The organism is Actinomyces denticolens (assembly GCF_002072185.1).
GTDB lineage: Bacteria > Actinomycetota > Actinomycetes > Actinomycetales > Actinomycetaceae > Actinomyces > Actinomyces denticolens.
Window position 1 is genome coordinate 1 of sequence record NZ_MVIW01000049.1, and the last position, 15324, is coordinate 15324.

General features: G+C 73.1%; 13 protein-coding genes and 1 pseudogene. 6 read left to right on the forward strand and 8 right to left on the reverse strand.

Going from position 1 to position 15324, the window contains the following annotated elements; genetic code table 11:
* Positions 1-251 precede the first annotated feature (251 nt).
* Positions 252-794, reverse strand: a complete 543-nt coding sequence (locus B1H55_RS11005; RefSeq protein ID WP_073451098.1) for an NAD(P)H-dependent oxidoreductase — start codon at positions 792-794, stop codon at positions 252-254.
* 321 nt (positions 795-1115) lie between these two features.
* On the opposite strand from B1H55_RS11005, the gene hisN reads away from it, so the two are divergent.
* The 4 genes from hisN to B1H55_RS11025 all read left to right on the forward strand — a co-directional run bounded on the left by hisN (position 1116) and on the right by B1H55_RS11025 (position 7524).
* Positions 1116-1928: a histidinol-phosphatase gene (hisN, locus tag B1H55_RS11010; RefSeq protein WP_073451097.1), complete on the forward strand. Its 813-nt coding sequence runs from the start codon at positions 1116-1118 to the stop codon at positions 1926-1928.
* 162 nt (positions 1929-2090) lie between these two features.
* Positions 2091-2930: an undecaprenyl-diphosphate phosphatase gene (locus tag B1H55_RS11015; RefSeq protein ID WP_073451096.1), complete on the forward strand. Its 840-nt coding sequence runs from the start codon at positions 2091-2093 to the stop codon at positions 2928-2930.
* An 86-nt stretch (positions 2931-3016) separates the two neighbouring features.
* Positions 3017-4357: a metallophosphoesterase family protein gene (locus B1H55_RS11020; RefSeq protein ID WP_077239865.1), complete on the forward strand. Its 1341-nt coding sequence runs from the start codon at positions 3017-3019 to the stop codon at positions 4355-4357.
* Positions 4354-7524 carry an AAA family ATPase gene (locus tag B1H55_RS11025; RefSeq protein ID WP_080461740.1) on the forward strand — a complete coding sequence of 1057 codons (3171 nt, stop codon included), beginning with the start codon at positions 4354-4356 and terminating at the stop codon, positions 7522-7524. The genes B1H55_RS11020 and B1H55_RS11025 overlap by 4 nt, the downstream gene beginning before the upstream one ends.
* Positions 7525-7576: 52 nt before the next feature.
* Here the strand turns inward: B1H55_RS11025 and B1H55_RS11030 are convergent, their stop codons facing one another.
* From B1H55_RS11030 to B1H55_RS11055, 6 genes are all read right to left on the reverse strand, one after another.
* A complete protein-coding gene (locus tag B1H55_RS11030; RefSeq protein WP_077239864.1) occupies positions 7577-8515 on the reverse strand; it encodes a sugar ABC transporter substrate-binding protein in 939 nt (312 codons plus the stop codon).
* Between the two features lie 44 nt (positions 8516-8559).
* Positions 8560-9528 (reverse strand): ABC transporter permease, encoded by a 969-nt coding sequence (locus B1H55_RS11035; RefSeq protein ID WP_073451092.1) that lies wholly within the window; start codon positions 9526-9528, stop codon positions 8560-8562.
* Positions 9529-9536: 8 nt separating this feature from the next.
* Entirely contained in the window at positions 9537-11021 is a 1485-nt protein-coding gene (locus B1H55_RS11040) for a sugar ABC transporter ATP-binding protein (protein WP_077239863.1), read from the reverse strand.
* 196 nt (positions 11022-11217) lie between these two features.
* The gene (locus tag B1H55_RS11045; RefSeq protein ID WP_077239862.1) at positions 11218-11688 is read right to left on the reverse strand and encodes a DUF6912 family protein; all 471 of its coding nucleotides are present in this window, start codon (positions 11686-11688) and stop codon (positions 11218-11220) included.
* Positions 11689-11692: 4 nt separating this feature from the next.
* The gene (locus B1H55_RS11050; RefSeq protein ID WP_073451089.1) at positions 11693-13159 is read right to left on the reverse strand and encodes a CpaE/TadZ family protein; all 1467 of its coding nucleotides are present in this window, start codon (positions 13157-13159) and stop codon (positions 11693-11695) included.
* A 1-nt stretch (position 13160) separates the two neighbouring features.
* Positions 13161-13934: an SAF domain-containing protein gene (locus B1H55_RS11055; protein WP_080461741.1), complete on the reverse strand. Its 774-nt coding sequence runs from the start codon at positions 13932-13934 to the stop codon at positions 13161-13163.
* A gap of 114 nt (positions 13935-14048) precedes the next feature.
* Between B1H55_RS11055 and B1H55_RS11060 the strand changes: the two genes are divergently transcribed.
* Positions 14049-14270 (forward strand): helix-turn-helix domain-containing protein, encoded by a 222-nt coding sequence (locus B1H55_RS11060; protein ID WP_073451088.1) that lies wholly within the window; start codon positions 14049-14051, stop codon positions 14268-14270.
* Positions 14271-14277: 7 nt separating this feature from the next.
* Here the strand turns inward: B1H55_RS11060 and B1H55_RS11065 are convergent, their stop codons facing one another.
* Positions 14278-14811 (reverse strand): hypothetical protein, encoded by a 534-nt coding sequence (locus B1H55_RS11065; protein ID WP_073451087.1) that lies wholly within the window; start codon positions 14809-14811, stop codon positions 14278-14280.
* A gap of 145 nt (positions 14812-14956) precedes the next feature.
* On the opposite strand from B1H55_RS11065, the pseudogene B1H55_RS11070 reads away from it, so the two are divergent.
* Positions 14957-15324, forward strand: a pseudogene (locus B1H55_RS11070) (LysM peptidoglycan-binding domain-containing protein); the annotation flags it as partial.

Consider the following 15324-nt stretch of genomic DNA (forward strand, 5'->3'; position numbering starts at 1 on the left):
GATCAGAGCACCGGTGGCGACGGCCGCTCCCGCGGCGAGACCCCCGCCGATGAGCAGGGTCCGGCGGGAGATCCTGCGACGGGAGGCGGGCTGAGTGGTTGGCATTGGGGACGACGGGGAGTAGGAGGGAGGCGGGGTCACATCCGCACGATAGGCGGTTGAGGACCGACGGCGCGATGGGGTGGTCTGACCGGTATCGCGGGTGACGCCGTCGCCCCCTCGGCCCGTCTCCGCGCGATGCTGTCCCCGGTCTACTCCAGGCGTCCGAGGATGGGGCGGTTCGTGGAGGTCAGGACGCTGCGGTACTCGGCGCAGCGCGCCATGAGGTCCGTCTCCATGATGCCCAGGCAGCCCATGACGATGAAGGGCACGAGGTAGGTCATGGAGCAGGTGGCGGCCGAGGCCTGGAAGGGGCGCAGCAGCTCGGTGAGCGAGTAGCCCACCATGCGCTGGCGGCCGTACTCCGCGGCGCCGGCCGTGGCGGCGATCATGAGCTCCTTGCCGAGCAGGGCGACGCCGTCGGGCCCGTGGGCCCACCCGAAGGTGAGGACGTCGTCGAGCCACTGCTGGACCAGCGGCGGGGCGGAGAACCAGTGCAGGGGGAACTGGATGACGATGCGGTCCGCGCCATCCATGGCGGCCTGTTCCGCGGCGACGTTGATGACGCCATCGGGATAGAGGTCGTACATCCGGCGCACGGTCACACCCGTCACGCCCTCCGCCTCGGCGGCCAGGGCGCGATTCACCACGGAGGAGGTCATGTCAGGGTGGAAGACGAGAACCAGGGTGTTCACGACTGCTCCTTCAGTTGTCCATGAGACCGGGCTGGGCCAGGGGCCGGGTCATCCTGGTTCGAGCCTATCGGGAGCCCACCCCGGATGAGAGCCCGGCGTTATATAAGGTGAGCAGGCCCACCCCGACTCGCCCGCCCGGATCATTACCTCCCGGAGTCGTCCGACGGCGCCGCGCAGCCCGTCAGGCCCACCGGCGGAGAAGCAGCGGGAGAGGCGGCAGCGGCATGGGGACGCCGGCAGAACCGCGCTGGGACGGCGCAGGGGCGCCACAGCGGGGGCGGCCTTCCCGCTCGAGCGGCCCGCGGGCGCTACCGTGGTGCTATGAGCGCCCCCACCTCGCCCGAGCGCCGCTGGCGCGACGACCTGCACCTGGCCCACACCATCGCGGACCAGGCGGACGCCCTCACGCTGCCCCGCTTCGAGGCCCAGGACTTCAACGTCGAGACCAAGCCCGACCTGACCCCCGTCACCGAGGTCGACCGCGCCGCGGAGAAGCTGGTGCGCGATTACCTCGCGCGCGCCCGCGGTCGTGACTCGGTCCTCGGCGAGGAGCTGCCGCCCACCGGCCATGCCCCCCGGCAGTGGGTCATCGACCCGATCGACGGCACGAAGAACTTCGTGCGGGGCGTGCCCGTGTGGGCCACCCTGATCGGGCTCGTCGAGGACGGGGAGGTTGTCGTCGGGCTGGTGAGCGCGCCGGCGCTGGGCAAGCGCTGGTGGGCGGTGGCCGGCGGCGGCACCTGGACCGGGCGGTCCCTGTCCTCCGCCAAGCGCCTGGCGGTCTCGAGCGTCGGCTCGCTCGGGGACGCCTCACTGTCCTACTCCTCCCTGTCCGGGTGGGCCGAGCGCCGCCGCCTGCGCGGGATGCTCTCACTCATGCAGTCCTGCTGGCGCACGCGCGCCTACGGCGATTTCTGGTCCTACATGCTCCTGGCCGAGGGGGCCGTGGATCTGGCCGCCGAGCCGGAGCTGGAGGTCTACGACATGGCGGCCCTCGTGCCCATCGTCACCGAGGCCGGCGGCACCTTCACCTCGCTCGACGGCGAGGCCGGGCCCTGGGGGGGCAGCGCCGTCGCCTCCAACGGGCGCCTCCACGGGGCGATCATGAAGCACCTCGGCTCCGAAACCGACTGATCCGCCCGAGCGGCGCCGATTCCACCGAGCGGTGCTCCTGCCCGCACCAGTGGGTGAGGACCGCACCAGTCGGCGCGGATGGCGCCGAGGGCCTCGCACCGGTACCCTTCCGGGAGCATCGCGGAGGCCCCGGCCCCGTCGTCGTTCCTTGATCGGAGTCCCATGAACTGGCTGCACGCCGTCCTCCTCGGCATCGTCGAGGGCATCACCGAGTTCCTGCCCGTGTCCTCGACCGGGCACCTCAACATCGTCGAGAAGCTACTGGGCTACGACATCGACTCGGTGGGCATGACGGCCTTCACCGCGGTCATCCAGGTCGGCGCGATCCTGGCCGCCGTCGTCTACTTCTGGCGCGACATCGTGCGGATCGTGACCGCCTGGTGCAGGGGACTGGTGAACAAGGAGGCCCGCCGCGACCCCGATTGCACGCTGGGCTGGGGCGTCATCCTCGGCTCCATCCCGGTGGCGGTCATCGGGCTGCTCTTCAAGGACTTCATCGAGGTCACGGCGCGATCCCTGTGGATCATCGCGGCCGCCCTCATCATATGGTCGGCGGTCATGTGGATGGCCGACACCCGCACGGACCTGGATAAGGGCATGCGGGATGTGTCCATCAAGGACGCCCTCATCATCGGCCTCTTCCAGGCCCTCGCCCCGGTCTTCCCCGGCATCTCCCGCTCGGGTGCCACCATCTCCGCAGGTCTCTTCCTGCGCTTCGACCGGGTGACGGCCACGCGCCTGTCCTTCTTCCTGGGCATCCCCGCCCTGCTCGCGGCCGGCGCGCTCGAGGCCGTGACGGCCTTCGACCACATCTCGGACCCGAGCATCGGCTGGAGCGCGACGATCATCGCCACGGTCGTCTCCGGCGTCGTGGCCTACGCGACCATCGCCTGGCTGCTCAAGTTCGTCTCCTCCAACAAGTTCACGGGCTTCCTCGTCTACCGCGTGGCGCTCGGCGGCGTCATCGCGGCCCTCGTGGCCACGGGCGTCGTCGCGGCCTGATCGGGCTCGGCATCCACGCCAAGGGGCCGATCCGCACGACGAGAGCACGGCGGATTCATGTCGGTGGCCCGTGAGAGGGTGTGCCCATGCGGATCCTGCACACCTCGGACTGGCATCTGGGCCGGACCTTCCACGGCCGCGTCCTCGATGACGCTCACGCCGCCTTCGCCGATCATCTCGTCGGGCTCGTCGCCGCCGAGCGGATCGACGCGGTCGTCATCTCCGGGGACGTGTATGACCGCGCCATCCCGCCCAATGACTCGGTGGCCCTCCTCGATGAGACCCTGCGGCGCCTGACGGAGCGGACCCGGGTCGTCCTGACCCCCGGGAACCACGACTCGGCGCGGCGCCTCGGCTTCGCCGCGGACCTCATGGGCGAGCGCCTCCTCATCCGCGCCCGCATGGGCGGGCTGGACCGCGGCATCGTCCTGCCGGACGCCGAGGGGCGGGACGCGCTCATCATCCACGCCCTGCCCTATCTCGACCCCGATGCCGCCCGCGAGTCCCTCCCGCCGCTCCTCGCCGATCGCCTCGGGGAGCGGGGCGGGGACGACGCGGCCGGTCGGCCCGGAGAGGAGGGGACCGACGGCGCCCCCGAGGGCGATGGCGGCACCGGGGACGACCGCGCCCCCGCAGCGCGTCTGCCCCGCTCCCACGAGGCGGTCGTCTCAGCAGCCCTGCGACTCGTCGCGCCGGACCTGGCGCGCCTGCGCAGTGGCCGGAGCGCCCGCCTGCCCAGCCTGCTGATGGCCCATGCCTTCGTCGTCGGCGGTCGGGCCAGCGACTCCGAGAGGGATATCCGCGTGGGCGGAGTGGATTCCGTCCCCGCCGGCGTGTTCACCGACCTCGGCGGGTCGGAGGCGGCGGGGACCTCGGGCGGCCTCGACTACGTGGCGCTCGGCCACCTCCACCGCCCCCAGGAGCTCGCCCGCCCGCTCACTCCCGGCGGCGAGCCGGGCCCGCATCTGGCCTACTCCGGCTCGCCACTGCCCTTCTCCTTCGATGAGACCGGCGCCAAATCCTCGATCATCGTCGGCCTGGGACCGCAGGGGGTGAAGTCTCTGGAGCGCGTGGAAACCCCGGTCATCCACCGCGTGGCCACCGTGCGCGGAACGATGGATGAGCTCCTCTCCCCCGCTCACGACAGCGCCGCGGGCGCATGGGTGCGCGCCATCCTCGTGGGTGAGCGCCCACCCGGCGCCCTGGCCGCCCTCAAGGAGCGCTTCCCCGACCTCCTCGCCTTCAGCCACGAGGCGCCTGCGCGCGCGCAGCGGGAGCGCATCGCCGTCACGTCCGCGATCGACCCGATGGCGGTCGCCGCGGGCTTCCTCGCCGACGTCACCGGGCGCCCTGCCGCGCCATCCGAGCTCGCCGTCATGCGCGGCGCCTACGAGGCCGCCCTGGCCGATGGGAGGAGCGCGCGATGAGGATCCACTCCCTCACCATGACCGCGATCGGCCCCTACCCGGGCACCGAGAGGATCGACTTCGACGCCTTCGGCGACTCGGGGCGCTTCCTGCTCACCGGGCCCACCGGATCGGGCAAGACCACCATCATCGACGCCATCGTCTTCGCCCTGTACGGATCCGTGGCCGATGCCGATGACTCCTCCAAGGACCGCATCCGCTCCACCCTGGCCGGCCCGGAGGCGGAGAGCGTCGTCGAACTCGTCTTCTCCACGAGCGCCGGCGTCTACCGGGTGCGGCGCACCCCCGCCTATGAGCGCGCCAAGAAGCGGGGCTCGGGAACCACCGCCCAGGGCGCCACCGTCAAGCTCTGGCGCCTGTCCGCCGTCGGCGGCGAGGCCCTCGATGAGCCGGTCACGCGCGCCGAGGACGCCGGGGCGGAGATCACCCGCGCCGTCGGACTGACCCGCGAGCAGTTCACCCAGACAGTGGTCCTGCCGCAGGGGAAGTTCGCGCGCTTCCTGCGCTCCACCTCGGCCGACCGCCAGGAGCTCCTGCGCGATGTCTTCGGTACGGGCCTCTACCAGCGGATCGAGGCCCGGCTCGCCGAGGACTCCGCGGCCGAGCGCAGGAGGGTGGAGGCCGCGCGCGCCACCCTGGCATCCACCGGGGCGAGCCTCGCGGCGCTCCCCCAACTGGGCGCCGCCGACCTGCCCGAGGGAGTCACCGAGCCCCTCATCGCCAGTGGCCCCACGCCCGATGCGGCCGCCATGCGCGGCGCGGCCCGGACCATCGGCGAGGCCTCCGCCGCCCTCGCCCAGGAGGCGCTCCGGCGCCGCACGGCCGCCGCCGGAGCGGAGCAGCGCGCCAGTGAGGCGGTGGAGGCGGCCCGCAGCACCCATGACGCTCTTGAGCGGCGCGCCGAGCTCCTCGCCGAGCGTTCCGCCCTGGAGGCGAGGACCCAGGAGGACTCCGCACGCGTCGAGCGCCTGGCTGCGGCCGAGCGCGCCGCCCGGGCCCTGCCCGCCGTCGACGCCGCGGACCGCGCCGCCATAGCGGCGCAGGATGCGGTCAGCGCACTGCGGGCACTGCTGGAACCACCGGCGGAGGACACCACTGCCGCGCATGTGGCGGAGTTGCGCGATCGGGTCACAGCGACGGCCGCACCCCTGCTCGCCCGGGCCGAGGCCGCCTGGCGGCGCCTGCACGATGAGGCCGCGAACAGCGCGGCCGAACAGGCCGCCACTGACACGCTCGGCGTCGGCGCGCCCACCTCCCTGGAGGAGCTGGCAGCCGCCCTCGCCCAGGAGGAGGGGGCGCTATCCGCCCTGGTGAGCACCGAGGAGGGCCTGGCGGGCAAACTTGCGGAGGCGCAGGCCCTTGAGGCCGGGATGGGGCCGATCCGCGCGCGCCTCGCCGCGATCGAGGAGGAGCTGACCACCACCCGGCCCCGTCAGGAGCAGCGACTGCGCGAGCGGATCGAGGCCGCGCAGGAGGCCAGTGCCCGCCTCGACGGCCTCGTTGCAGCGGAGAAGACCGCCACCGCCCGCCACAAGGCGGCCCAGTCGATCCCCGCCCTCGCCAAGCGCGTCGAGGAGGCGAAGGCGGGACTGTCAGCCGCCACCGGGCGCGCCGACGAGGCCGCGCGCCGAGTGGCAGCGGTGCGCGCCTCCTGGATCTCGTCGACCGCGGGCGCCCTGGCGGGCGAGCTCCGCGACGGCGAGGCCTGCCCGGTCTGCGGCGCCGCCGAGCACCCCGCCCCGGCCGCCGTCGACGGCGTCGAGCCCACCACCCGGGCCGATATCGAGGCCGCCGAGGCCGCCGCGCGCAAGGCCGGGGATGCCCTGGACCTCGCGCGCCGGGAGCACGACGCCGCCGAGGCCGCCCATTCCCAGACCGTGAAGGAGGCCGAGGACTCCGGCCCCGCGGAGGCTGCCACCGCCCTGGCGGACGCGCGGGCGGCGCTGACCCGGGCGCGCGATCGCGCCGCTTCCCTGGAGGGCCTGCGCGAGGAGCTGGAGGAGCACGGGCGACGGGCGCAGGAGCTGCGCGAGGAGCAGTCGGGGCTGCTGGCCCGCAAGGTCGAGGCCGCCGAGCGCGCTCGCTCCCTGCGCCAGGCGCATGCGGACGGCCTCGCCGCCTGCGAAACCGCCCGCGGCCCCTGGGAATCCCTCGCCTCACGGAGCCGGGACCTGAGGCGCGCGGCCCGTGCGGCCCGCGAGACCGCCGGCGCCGTATCCCGTGCCGAGAATGCACTCCAGGGAGCCGATGAGTCGCGCCGGGAGGCACGCGCCGCGCTGGAGGCCGAGGAGTTCGCGGGCGCTGACAGTGTCCGCGCGGCCGCGCTGCCCGCCGACGAACTCGCCTCCCTGCGGGCGGCGGTCGCGACCGCCCGGGCTCAGCGCGAGCGCGTCGCGCGGGACCTGGCGGCCCCGGCGATCGCCTCCCTGCCCGAGGACCTCAGAGATCCCCTTCCCGCCGCGCGGCAGGCCCACGACGCCGCGGCGATCGCCCTTCGGGAGGCCGCGGACGCCTCCTCCCGGGCGGCGGAGGCTCACCGCCAGGTGGAGGGCGCCGCATCCGCCGTCATCACGGCGGCGGACGCCTACGAGGCCGCGCTCGGGAGCGCCGAGGCCCTCCTGCGCGTGGCCGACCTCGTGCGCGGGAACAACCCGGCGGGCACACCCCTGTCCTCCTGGGTGCTGCTCAGCCGCTTCGAGGAGGTCCTGGTCTTCGCCAATGAGCGCCTCACCGAGATCTCCTCGGGCCGCTACGAACTCATCCGGGTCGACGATGAGTCCGGGTCCCGCGCCCACCGCAAAGGGCTGGGGCTCGCCGTCGTCGACCACCTCGACGAGCATGATGGGGGGCACGCCCGCGATCCCAAGACGCTCTCCGGAGGGGAGACCTTCTACGTCTCCCTGGCCCTGGCCCTGGCACTGGCCGATGTGGTGAGCGCCGAGTCCGGCGGGGTCGGCCTGGACACCCTGTTCATCGACGAGGGCTTCGGCGCGCTCGACCCGGCCACCCTCACCGCCGTCATGGCCCAGATCGACCGCCTGCGGGCCGGCGGGAGGACGGTCGGCATCGTGTCGCATGTGGCCGAGCTGCGCGAGCAGATACCGGACCGCATCACCGTGCGCCGCCTGGGCGGCGGGGCCTCATCCCTCACCGTCACCGGCGCCTGAGCCCGCCGTGGGGATCTCCCCAGCCCGGTCCGCCGTCGCGGCGCCCGCGGCCTCACTTGTCGTCGTAGGTATCGGCGTTCTCCTTCGTCACCCAGGTCGCCTGGGTGAAGTTGGTGGCCTCCACCTGCTCCCCGTTCATCTTCTTGGCGAGCGTCTCAACGGCCAGCGCTCCCATGCCGGCCGTGTCCTGGGAGACGGTGCCGACCATGCCCCCGGACTTGATCGAGGCGATGCCGTCATCCGTCGCGTCCACGCCGAAGACCTTGATGTCCTGGCGGCCGGCATTGCTCAGGGCCTTGAGGGCCCCGATGGCCATGGAGTCGTTCTGCGCGACGATCGCATCGATGCCCCTCCCCGAGGACAGCCAGTTCTCAGTGACCTTGAGGGCCTCGGCGGTGTCCCAGTTCCCCGTCTGCTCCGCCACCAGCTCCACCCCGGGACTGCCCTCCAGGACCTGCGTGTAGCCGTTGGAGCGCTGCACCTGCCCGTCGGAGCCCATCGGGCCGAGCAGCACGGCGACGCAGCCGGACCCCCCGATCGCCTCGATCGCCTTCTCCATCTCCAGCTTCCCCGCCGCTGCGTCATCCCCGCCAACGTAGAACGCGGCCCTCTCCTGCTGGCGCGCCTGCTGGATGATCGTGCCGATGGGGACGTCGGCATCATCCGCCGCCTTGAGGGCGGGGGCGATCCCCTCCTGCGAGACCGGCTCGACGAGGATGCCGTCGTAGCCCTGCGCCACGGCGGACTCGATCTGGCCCAGTTGGGTGGCGGCATCCTTCTTCCCGTCGAAGACCGTCACCCGCAGGCCCAGCTCCGCGCCCTTCCTCTTGGCGGCATCGGCGACCGTCGTCGTGAAGGAGTTCGACAGGTGGCTCATGACCACCGCGATCTTGGGCCCTGCCCCGCCCGTCGTGGAGCCGGCCGTGCAGGCGGTGAGCATGGCCCCCACCAGCAGGACGCTGCTGAGCAGTGCCACCAGTTTCTTGCTCATGTCCCTGATCCCCCTAAGTCGAGCGCGCCTGCCGTGACCGCCGCTCAGTCGCGGCGGGTCTTGACGTCCAGGAGCACGGCGAAGACGATGATGAGGCCCTTGACGACCTTCTGGAAGTTCGAATCGATCCCCAGGATGTCCAGGCCGTTGGCGATGACGGCGATCATGAGGGCGCCGATGACGACGCCCGCGGCGCGACCGCGCCCACCGGTCATCGAAACCCCTCCGATGACGACGGCGGCGATGGCGTCGAGCTCGTAGGACTCACCGGCGGTGGGCGAGCCGGTGATCGTGCGCGAGGCCAGCAGGACGCCGCAGAAACCGGCCAGGATCCCGGCGATGACGAACACGGAGATCTTCGAGCGCCTGACGCTCACGCCGGAGACCTCGGCGGCCACGGGATTGCCGCCGACGGCGTAGACGCGGCGCCCGAAGACCGTGCGGTTGAGGACGAAGGCGGCGAGGGCGGCGATCACGATGAAGTAGATCGCCATGATGGGGAACCTGCCGATGCGCGCCGAGGCGATCGCCTCGAAGCCCGGGGACACCCCGTAGATCGGCGAGCCCCCGGACACGAGGAGCGCCAGGCCCCGCACCGCCGTCATCATGCCCAGGGTGACGATGAAGGAGGGGATCGCCCCGTAGGCGACCCCGATCCCGTTGAGCAGGCCGACGCCGGCCCCCACGGCGATGCCCGCCACGATGGGCACGACGAGCGGGTAGCCGCCGGGGTGGGCGAGCATGGTGGCCACGACGCCGGACAGTGCGATCGTGGAGCCCACGGACAGATCGATCTCCCCGGAGATGATGACGTACATCATGCCCATGGCCAGGATCCCGTTGATCGTGGTCTGCACGAGGATGAGCAGGATGTTGTTGAGCCCGAGGAAGCTGTGGTCCGGCGAGACGCCCCACAGGACGACGACGAGCGCGAGGAACACGGCGGCGATGCCGGTGTCCCGCAGGGAGGCGTTGAACCTCCGGGGCAGGGGGATGGAGGGGGCGCTGGGCATGGCTGCTCCTAGAATCGCGAGGCGAGTTCCATGACCGCCTCCTGGGAGAACTGGGATGAATCGAGGGCGCCGGTCATCCGTCCCTCGGCCAGGACGATGACCCGATCGCTGAGGCCGAGCAGCTCGCCCATCTCCGAGGAGATGAGGATGACCGCCTTGCCCTGCTCGACGAGCTCGCCGATGAGTTCGTAGATGTCGCGCTTCGCCCCGATGTCGATCCCCCGGGTGGGGTCGTCGAGGATGATGACGTCGGGGTCGGTCTCCAGCCATTTGGCGAGGACGACCTTCTGCTGGTTGCCCCCGGACAGGGTGGCGCAGCGCCGCCGGACCGACGGCGTCCTGATGCCGAGCCGGGACACGTGCTTCTCGGCGAGGCGCGACTCCACGCGGGGGCGCACCATCCCGTTGCCGAAGAGACGTCCCAGGGAGGGCAGGGCGATGTTCGTGGCCACCGAGCCCTCCAGATTGAGGCCGGTGCGCTTGCGGTCCTCCGTGATGAGGGCGATCCCGTGGCGGATCGCGTCGGCCGGGCGGCGGACCGTGATCTCCTGGCCGTCTTTCACCATCCGCCCCGATCGGTGCGCGCGCATCCCGAAGAGGGACTCCACGAGCTCCGAGCGGCCCGCTCCCACGAGGCCTCCGATGCCGAGGATCTCCCCGGCGCGCACCTCCAGGTCGATTCCCGCGATCCGCTCATCGACGGCCCAGTCGCTGACCTGGAGGACGGGGGCGCCGATGGGGACCCGGCGCTTGGGGAACACGTCGTCGAGGGTCCGGCCCACCATCGCCGTGATGAGCGCCTTCTCGTCGAGCTCGGAGGCGTCGTCGACGCGGATGAGCTCGCCGTCGCGCAGAACGGTGATGCGGTCGGAGATGCGGAAGATCTCGTCCATCTTGTGCGAGATGTAGATGATGCCCACGCCCTTCCCCTTGAGGGCGGCGATCTGGGCGAAGAGCGCCTCGACATCGTCGTCCGTGATGGCGGAGGTGGGCTCGTCCATGATGACGATCCGGGCGCCGGCGGAGAGGGCCTTGGCGATCTCCACCTGCTGGCACTGAGCGACGGACAGGGAGCGCATGAGGGCGTCGGGCGGGATGGCGATCCCCATGGAGTCCAGGAGCGCGGCCGTCCGGCGGCGCATGCGCGAGTGGTCGGCGAGCCCGCCGCGCCGCAGCTCCCTGCCCAGGAAGATGTTCTCGTAGACAGGCATGTCGAGGACCGGGTTGAGCTCCTGGTGGATCATGGCGATGCCCAGCGCGATCGCGCGGGAGGGATCGGTGATCCTCTCCTTGGCGCCGTCGATGAGGATGCTGCCGGCGTCGGGGGCGTGGATGCCCATGAGGATCTTCATGAGGGTGGATTTGCCCGCGCCGTTCTCACCCATGAGGGCGTGGACCTCGCCGGGGCGCAGGGTGAGCGTGACGTCCTTGAGGACGGTGACGCCGGGGAAGGACTTCGAGATCCCCCGCATCTCGAGGATGCTGCCAGTCATCGCGTCACCTCCGGGCTCCGACCCCGCGGCCCGCCCCCGTCGGCGGGCCCGCTGGGCCCCGGAGCGCAGGCGCCCTCGATGGCGCCGCGATCAGCTCCGAGACCCAGGTCTTATGGAGAGGCTATCCCAGGGATAGGCGACGGACAAGACTTGTCCTGACATTTCTCGTTCCCGAGCGCCGACGGGCCCGGGAGGGTCAGACCCTCAGCTCCAAGGCGAGCGCGGGGCGCTCGGAGACGTCGTACCAGAGCAGATCCGCCTCGGCGGCGCGCTCGAAGGCCTCCTCATCACCGGTGCGAGCGGCACGGACATCGGCCTCGGCGAGGGGCTCATCGATGAGGATCGCGGCGACGTCGTCCCATGAGACCCCCGCGCCCAGCGCCACGGTGCCGGGCAGGACATCATCGGAGGGCGTCAGCTCGTGGGCCGAGCCGTCGTCGATATCGGCGGCGATGACCACGCGGCGGTCCGCCAGGCCGCTCGCCCCCGGGTCGGAGAGCAGCAGGACGGAGGCATCAGCCGCGCACAGGCTCGCCGAGACCTCCAGGCCCTCCTCGTCCTCGTCGGGCAGGGCGGCGGCCAAGGAGGGGGTCGCGGCATGGGCGTTCCGGGCGGGGATGGGATCGGCGACGAGGTCGGCGGCCGTGGCGGGCAGGTAGATGCGCATGCGCCTAGTGTGCCCGTCGGCGGCTGCGACGGCCGCTCCCGCCGTAGCGCGTGTTCCCGCCGCTGCTGCCGGAGGCCTCCTTCCCCCGGCCTCTGGGTCCGCGCCGTGAGCGGGATCGAGCGGCCCGCGAGTCGGCGGCGGACGGGTCGAGGGCGTCCACCAGCCCGGTCAGGGCCCGCCCCAGTGGGGAGGCGGGGCACAGGTCGAGGACGGAGCGGGCCTCCAGGAGGCAGCGGTCGGCCGCCTGGGGATCCTCGGGCAGCAGGATCGGATCGGCGACGCCGCCGAACCTGCCCAGGGACTCCCGCACCGCCCGCGCGGGCGAGGACCCGGCGGCGGAGGCCCGCACCCGGTTGACGACGACGCGCGGCGCCCGCCCGGCGCCCAGCACCTCCTCGCAGTCGGCGAGCAGCTGGAGGAGGCGACGCACGCCGATCGGATCCCCCGCCCCCACGAGCAGGACCTCGTCGGCCTGGCGCAGCAGCTCAGCGGCCATGGCCCCGCGCCCGGGCTCGAGGGAGTACTCGTCGACGACCTCGTCGATCGGGCCTCCCGCCAGGTCCACCACCGTCCAGGCGGCGGCGCGGCGTGCCCGCTCCCAGACGGCGCTCATCGCCGCCGGCGGCAGCTCGCGCCAGCGCCCCGGCCTTCCGAGCCCGGACAGGAGCCCGACGCCCGCGCCGACCGGCACGATGAGCCGGGCGAACTCGGCGTCGTCCAGGCGCCCATGAGCGGCCAGACGGGCGGCCGTGGCCAGTGAGGAGGAGTCCTCCGGCAGGCCGAGGAGCTCGACGAGGCTCGGGGCCTCCACATCGGCGTCGGCGAGCAGCCCGCCACCGGCCCCGGCCAGGCCATGGGCGAGGCCGGCGGCGATCGTGCTGCGCCCGGGGGCGCCATGGGGCCCCCATACCGCCACGATCCTCCCCCTCCGAACGGCCGCGCCGTCGTCCCGGGAAGCCGTCGAGGGAGTCTCCGGCCCCTCGCTCCGCGCCACCCGCTCCTCCGGACCCGGCGTCTCGGCGCCCGCCCGGGCGCCCCCGGGCGGCGGGCCCGCTGAGCCCATCGCGCCCACTGAGCCCATCGAGCCGGCCCAGCCCCCGGCGGGGGGCGGGGGAACCGCCTGGCGGGCCAGCGCCTGGAGCGCGCCCCGCGCCTCGGCGGGCGGAGTCGCGTCGCCCAGGATCATCCAGCCGGGCATGGACCACCGCGCCTCCTCGCCGGTCGGGACGAGGAGCACGCCGGCGGCCCCGCAGCGCGTGAGCCGGTCGATGACGGCGCGATCGACGTCGTCGAAGGCCGTCTCGAGGACGACGAGCGAGGCGAGCCCCGCCATGACCGCGCCCACGAGGTCGGTGAGGTCCGCGCATCGTCGCACCACCCGCAGCCCGGACCCCGGGGCGTCGATCGCCCGCAGCATCTCCGTGTCCGAGCCGGCCAGGCCCAGGAGGACACCACTCGCAGGGGCGGCCATCTCAGGCGCCCCGCCCGGTGGGGACGAGCACGAGGGGGCTCCCCGATCCAACGGCGGTCAGGACGTCGGCGACGGCGTCCTCGGGCACGAGCACCTCCACCGCAGTGGTCCCGGTGGACACGAGGCCTGCCCTCTGCTGGGTGACCGAGCGGATGATGAGTCCCTGCGCCACCACGCGCGCCCGGGGCTCGCCGTCCTGGGAGGCGGTGCCCGCCGGGGCGGAGCCGGGCGATGGCAGGGCCGTCGCGGAGACCATTGCGGAGCCCGCCGATCCCGCGGATCTCAGGGCCTCGCCGTCCGGCAGCCGCCACAGGTCGACGCCGTCCCCGGCGCCGGTCCCCTCGGGCAGCCCGAGGGAGGCCTCGATGACGACCGATCGCTGGGAGGCACTGGGGGCGGGCGCGACGGCGGCAGCGGGCAGCAGCTCCCCCTCCCCCAGCGAACGGGTGGCGACGGCCCCGCCGGGCAGGCCCCCCGCCGGGACGTAGGCGCCCGAGCCGGGATGGGAGTCGACGAGGGTGAGCACGCCGTCGGCGGTGAGATCCGTGCCGGGGGCGACATCGCGCGTCAGCACGTAGACCTCCTGGGTGCCCGCGGCGGAGTCGACCGCCCAGGAGCCCAGGGCGACGGCGGCGCCGACGAGGGCGAGCCCGCCCGTCAGGCGCGGGTCGCGCCAGCCCGGGCGCCGCCACCGCGCGGGGGCCGGGGGCGCGTCGGAGAGCGCCGGGACGGGATGTGCGGGGGCGGGGGCCTGGGAGCGCCGGGAGGCTGGCACGAGATCCTCCTTGATGATTCGCAGCCGATCCTGATGATCGTTGATGACTTCTCGTTATCCACAGGGATGCCCGAGGGGTGGCGCGCCCAGGGTGCGCGGTGAGACCATCGTGCCATGCCCAGACGCTTCTTGACCATCGCCGATGTGGCCGACCAGCTCCAGCTCTCGGCGCAGGGCGTGCGAGCGCTCATCCAGTCCGGCGATCTGCCCGCGATCCAGGTGGGGGCCCGGCATCTGTGGCGGATCGAGGAGGCGGCCCTGGACGACTACATCGACCGCCAGCTCGATGCGACCAGGGAGATGATCGCCTCGGGCCGGGCCACGAGCGAGTCCTGAGCGCCGCTCACCTGCTCCGGACCAGGTCGATCGCGCCGAAGGCGACGCTGACCCTGGCGGGGCGCCCCGCGACGGCGGCGTCCATGAGGTCGACGTGGTCGGCGCCGACGCGCACGATCCGCCCCACGACGTCGCCCGCGGGCATCGCCAAGCGGGTCCGCGAGCCCCTGCGCCCCAGCTCCCGGAGCACCGTGGACAGGGTCGCGCGCGAGGGGCGGCGCGGTTCCGGGGCAGCCGCCGCGAGCCCGGCCACCAGGGCGATCGAGGCGAGAGGGACGACGGTTTGGAGGCCCTCGGGCTCGTCGATGAGCGCGATCCCGTCCCCCATCTCGACCAGGACGCCGTCGGCGTCGTTACCGCCGCGGGTGCGCAGCCGGACCTGCTGGCCGACGCGCCCCCGGAGCCGATCGACGAGCCCGATGAGAGCGGCGTCGGCGGCGGCGCTCTCGACGCTCTGAGCCGCGATCTGCGCCCGTCGCTCGGCATCGAAGCGGTTCTCCAGGTCGTCCAGCAATCGACTCCAGCCCGCGGCTCCATCCATGGGCCTAGCCCACCACGGCCGACGCGACGGGACAAGGCCGGCGGGCGGGGATGGGCAACGGGAGGCAGTGAAGCATCTCTTGACGTACTTCACACAATCATGCATCCTTAAACATCATCAAACATGATTGTGAAGGGATGAGGGCATGACCATCGCACGCCGCCTCCTCCTCATGTCCGCCGCGAGCGCCGCCGTCACCGCCGCGCTCGCCCTGGCCAGCGCGGACGCCGTGAGCGCCCTGGTGCGCACGGATCCCGCGCAGTGGGGCCGCGCCGAGCTCAGCGCAGCCCTGGTGGCCGCCATGTCCGGCATCGGATCGCTCGGGGCGGCGTGGCACCTGCTCTCCGCGGTGGTCGCACTCGCCGCCACCCGGCGGCCCCCGGCCCGACTGGCCCGCACCGCCCTGGAGCGCTGGGGCGCACCGCTCGTTCGCAGGATCGCCGTGGGCGCCCTGCTGGCGGGCGTGGCCGCCGCGCCCGCGGCCGCAGCGCCGGCCCCCGGCCCGGACGCGCC

Coding starts and splice junctions, on each gene's coding strand:
- hisN (WP_073451097.1), top strand. CDS start 1,116: ATGAGCGCCCCCACCTCGCCCGAGCGCCGCTGGCGCGACGACCTGCAC.
- B1H55_RS11015 (WP_073451096.1), top strand. CDS start 2,091: ATGAACTGGCTGCACGCCGTCCTCCTCGGCATCGTCGAGGGCATCACC.
- B1H55_RS11020 (WP_077239865.1), top strand. CDS start 3,017: ATGCGGATCCTGCACACCTCGGACTGGCATCTGGGCCGGACCTTCCAC.
- B1H55_RS11025 (WP_080461740.1), top strand. CDS start 4,354: ATGAGGATCCACTCCCTCACCATGACCGCGATCGGCCCCTACCCGGGC.
- B1H55_RS11030 (WP_077239864.1), bottom strand. CDS start 8,515: ATGAGCAAGAAACTGGTGGCACTGCTCAGCAGCGTCCTGCTGGTGGGG.
- B1H55_RS11035 (WP_073451092.1), bottom strand. CDS start 9,528: ATGCCCAGCGCCCCCTCCATCCCCCTGCCCCGGAGGTTCAACGCCTCC.
- B1H55_RS11040 (WP_077239863.1), bottom strand. CDS start 11,021: ATGACTGGCAGCATCCTCGAGATGCGGGGGATCTCGAAGTCCTTCCCC.
- B1H55_RS11045 (WP_077239862.1), bottom strand. CDS start 11,688: ATGCGCATCTACCTGCCCGCCACGGCCGCCGACCTCGTCGCCGATCCC.
- B1H55_RS11050 (WP_073451089.1), bottom strand. CDS start 13,159: ATGGCCGCCCCTGCGAGTGGTGTCCTCCTGGGCCTGGCCGGCTCGGAC.
- B1H55_RS11060 (WP_073451088.1), top strand. CDS start 14,049: ATGCCCAGACGCTTCTTGACCATCGCCGATGTGGCCGACCAGCTCCAG.
- B1H55_RS11065 (WP_073451087.1), bottom strand. CDS start 14,811: ATGGATGGAGCCGCGGGCTGGAGTCGATTGCTGGACGACCTGGAGAAC.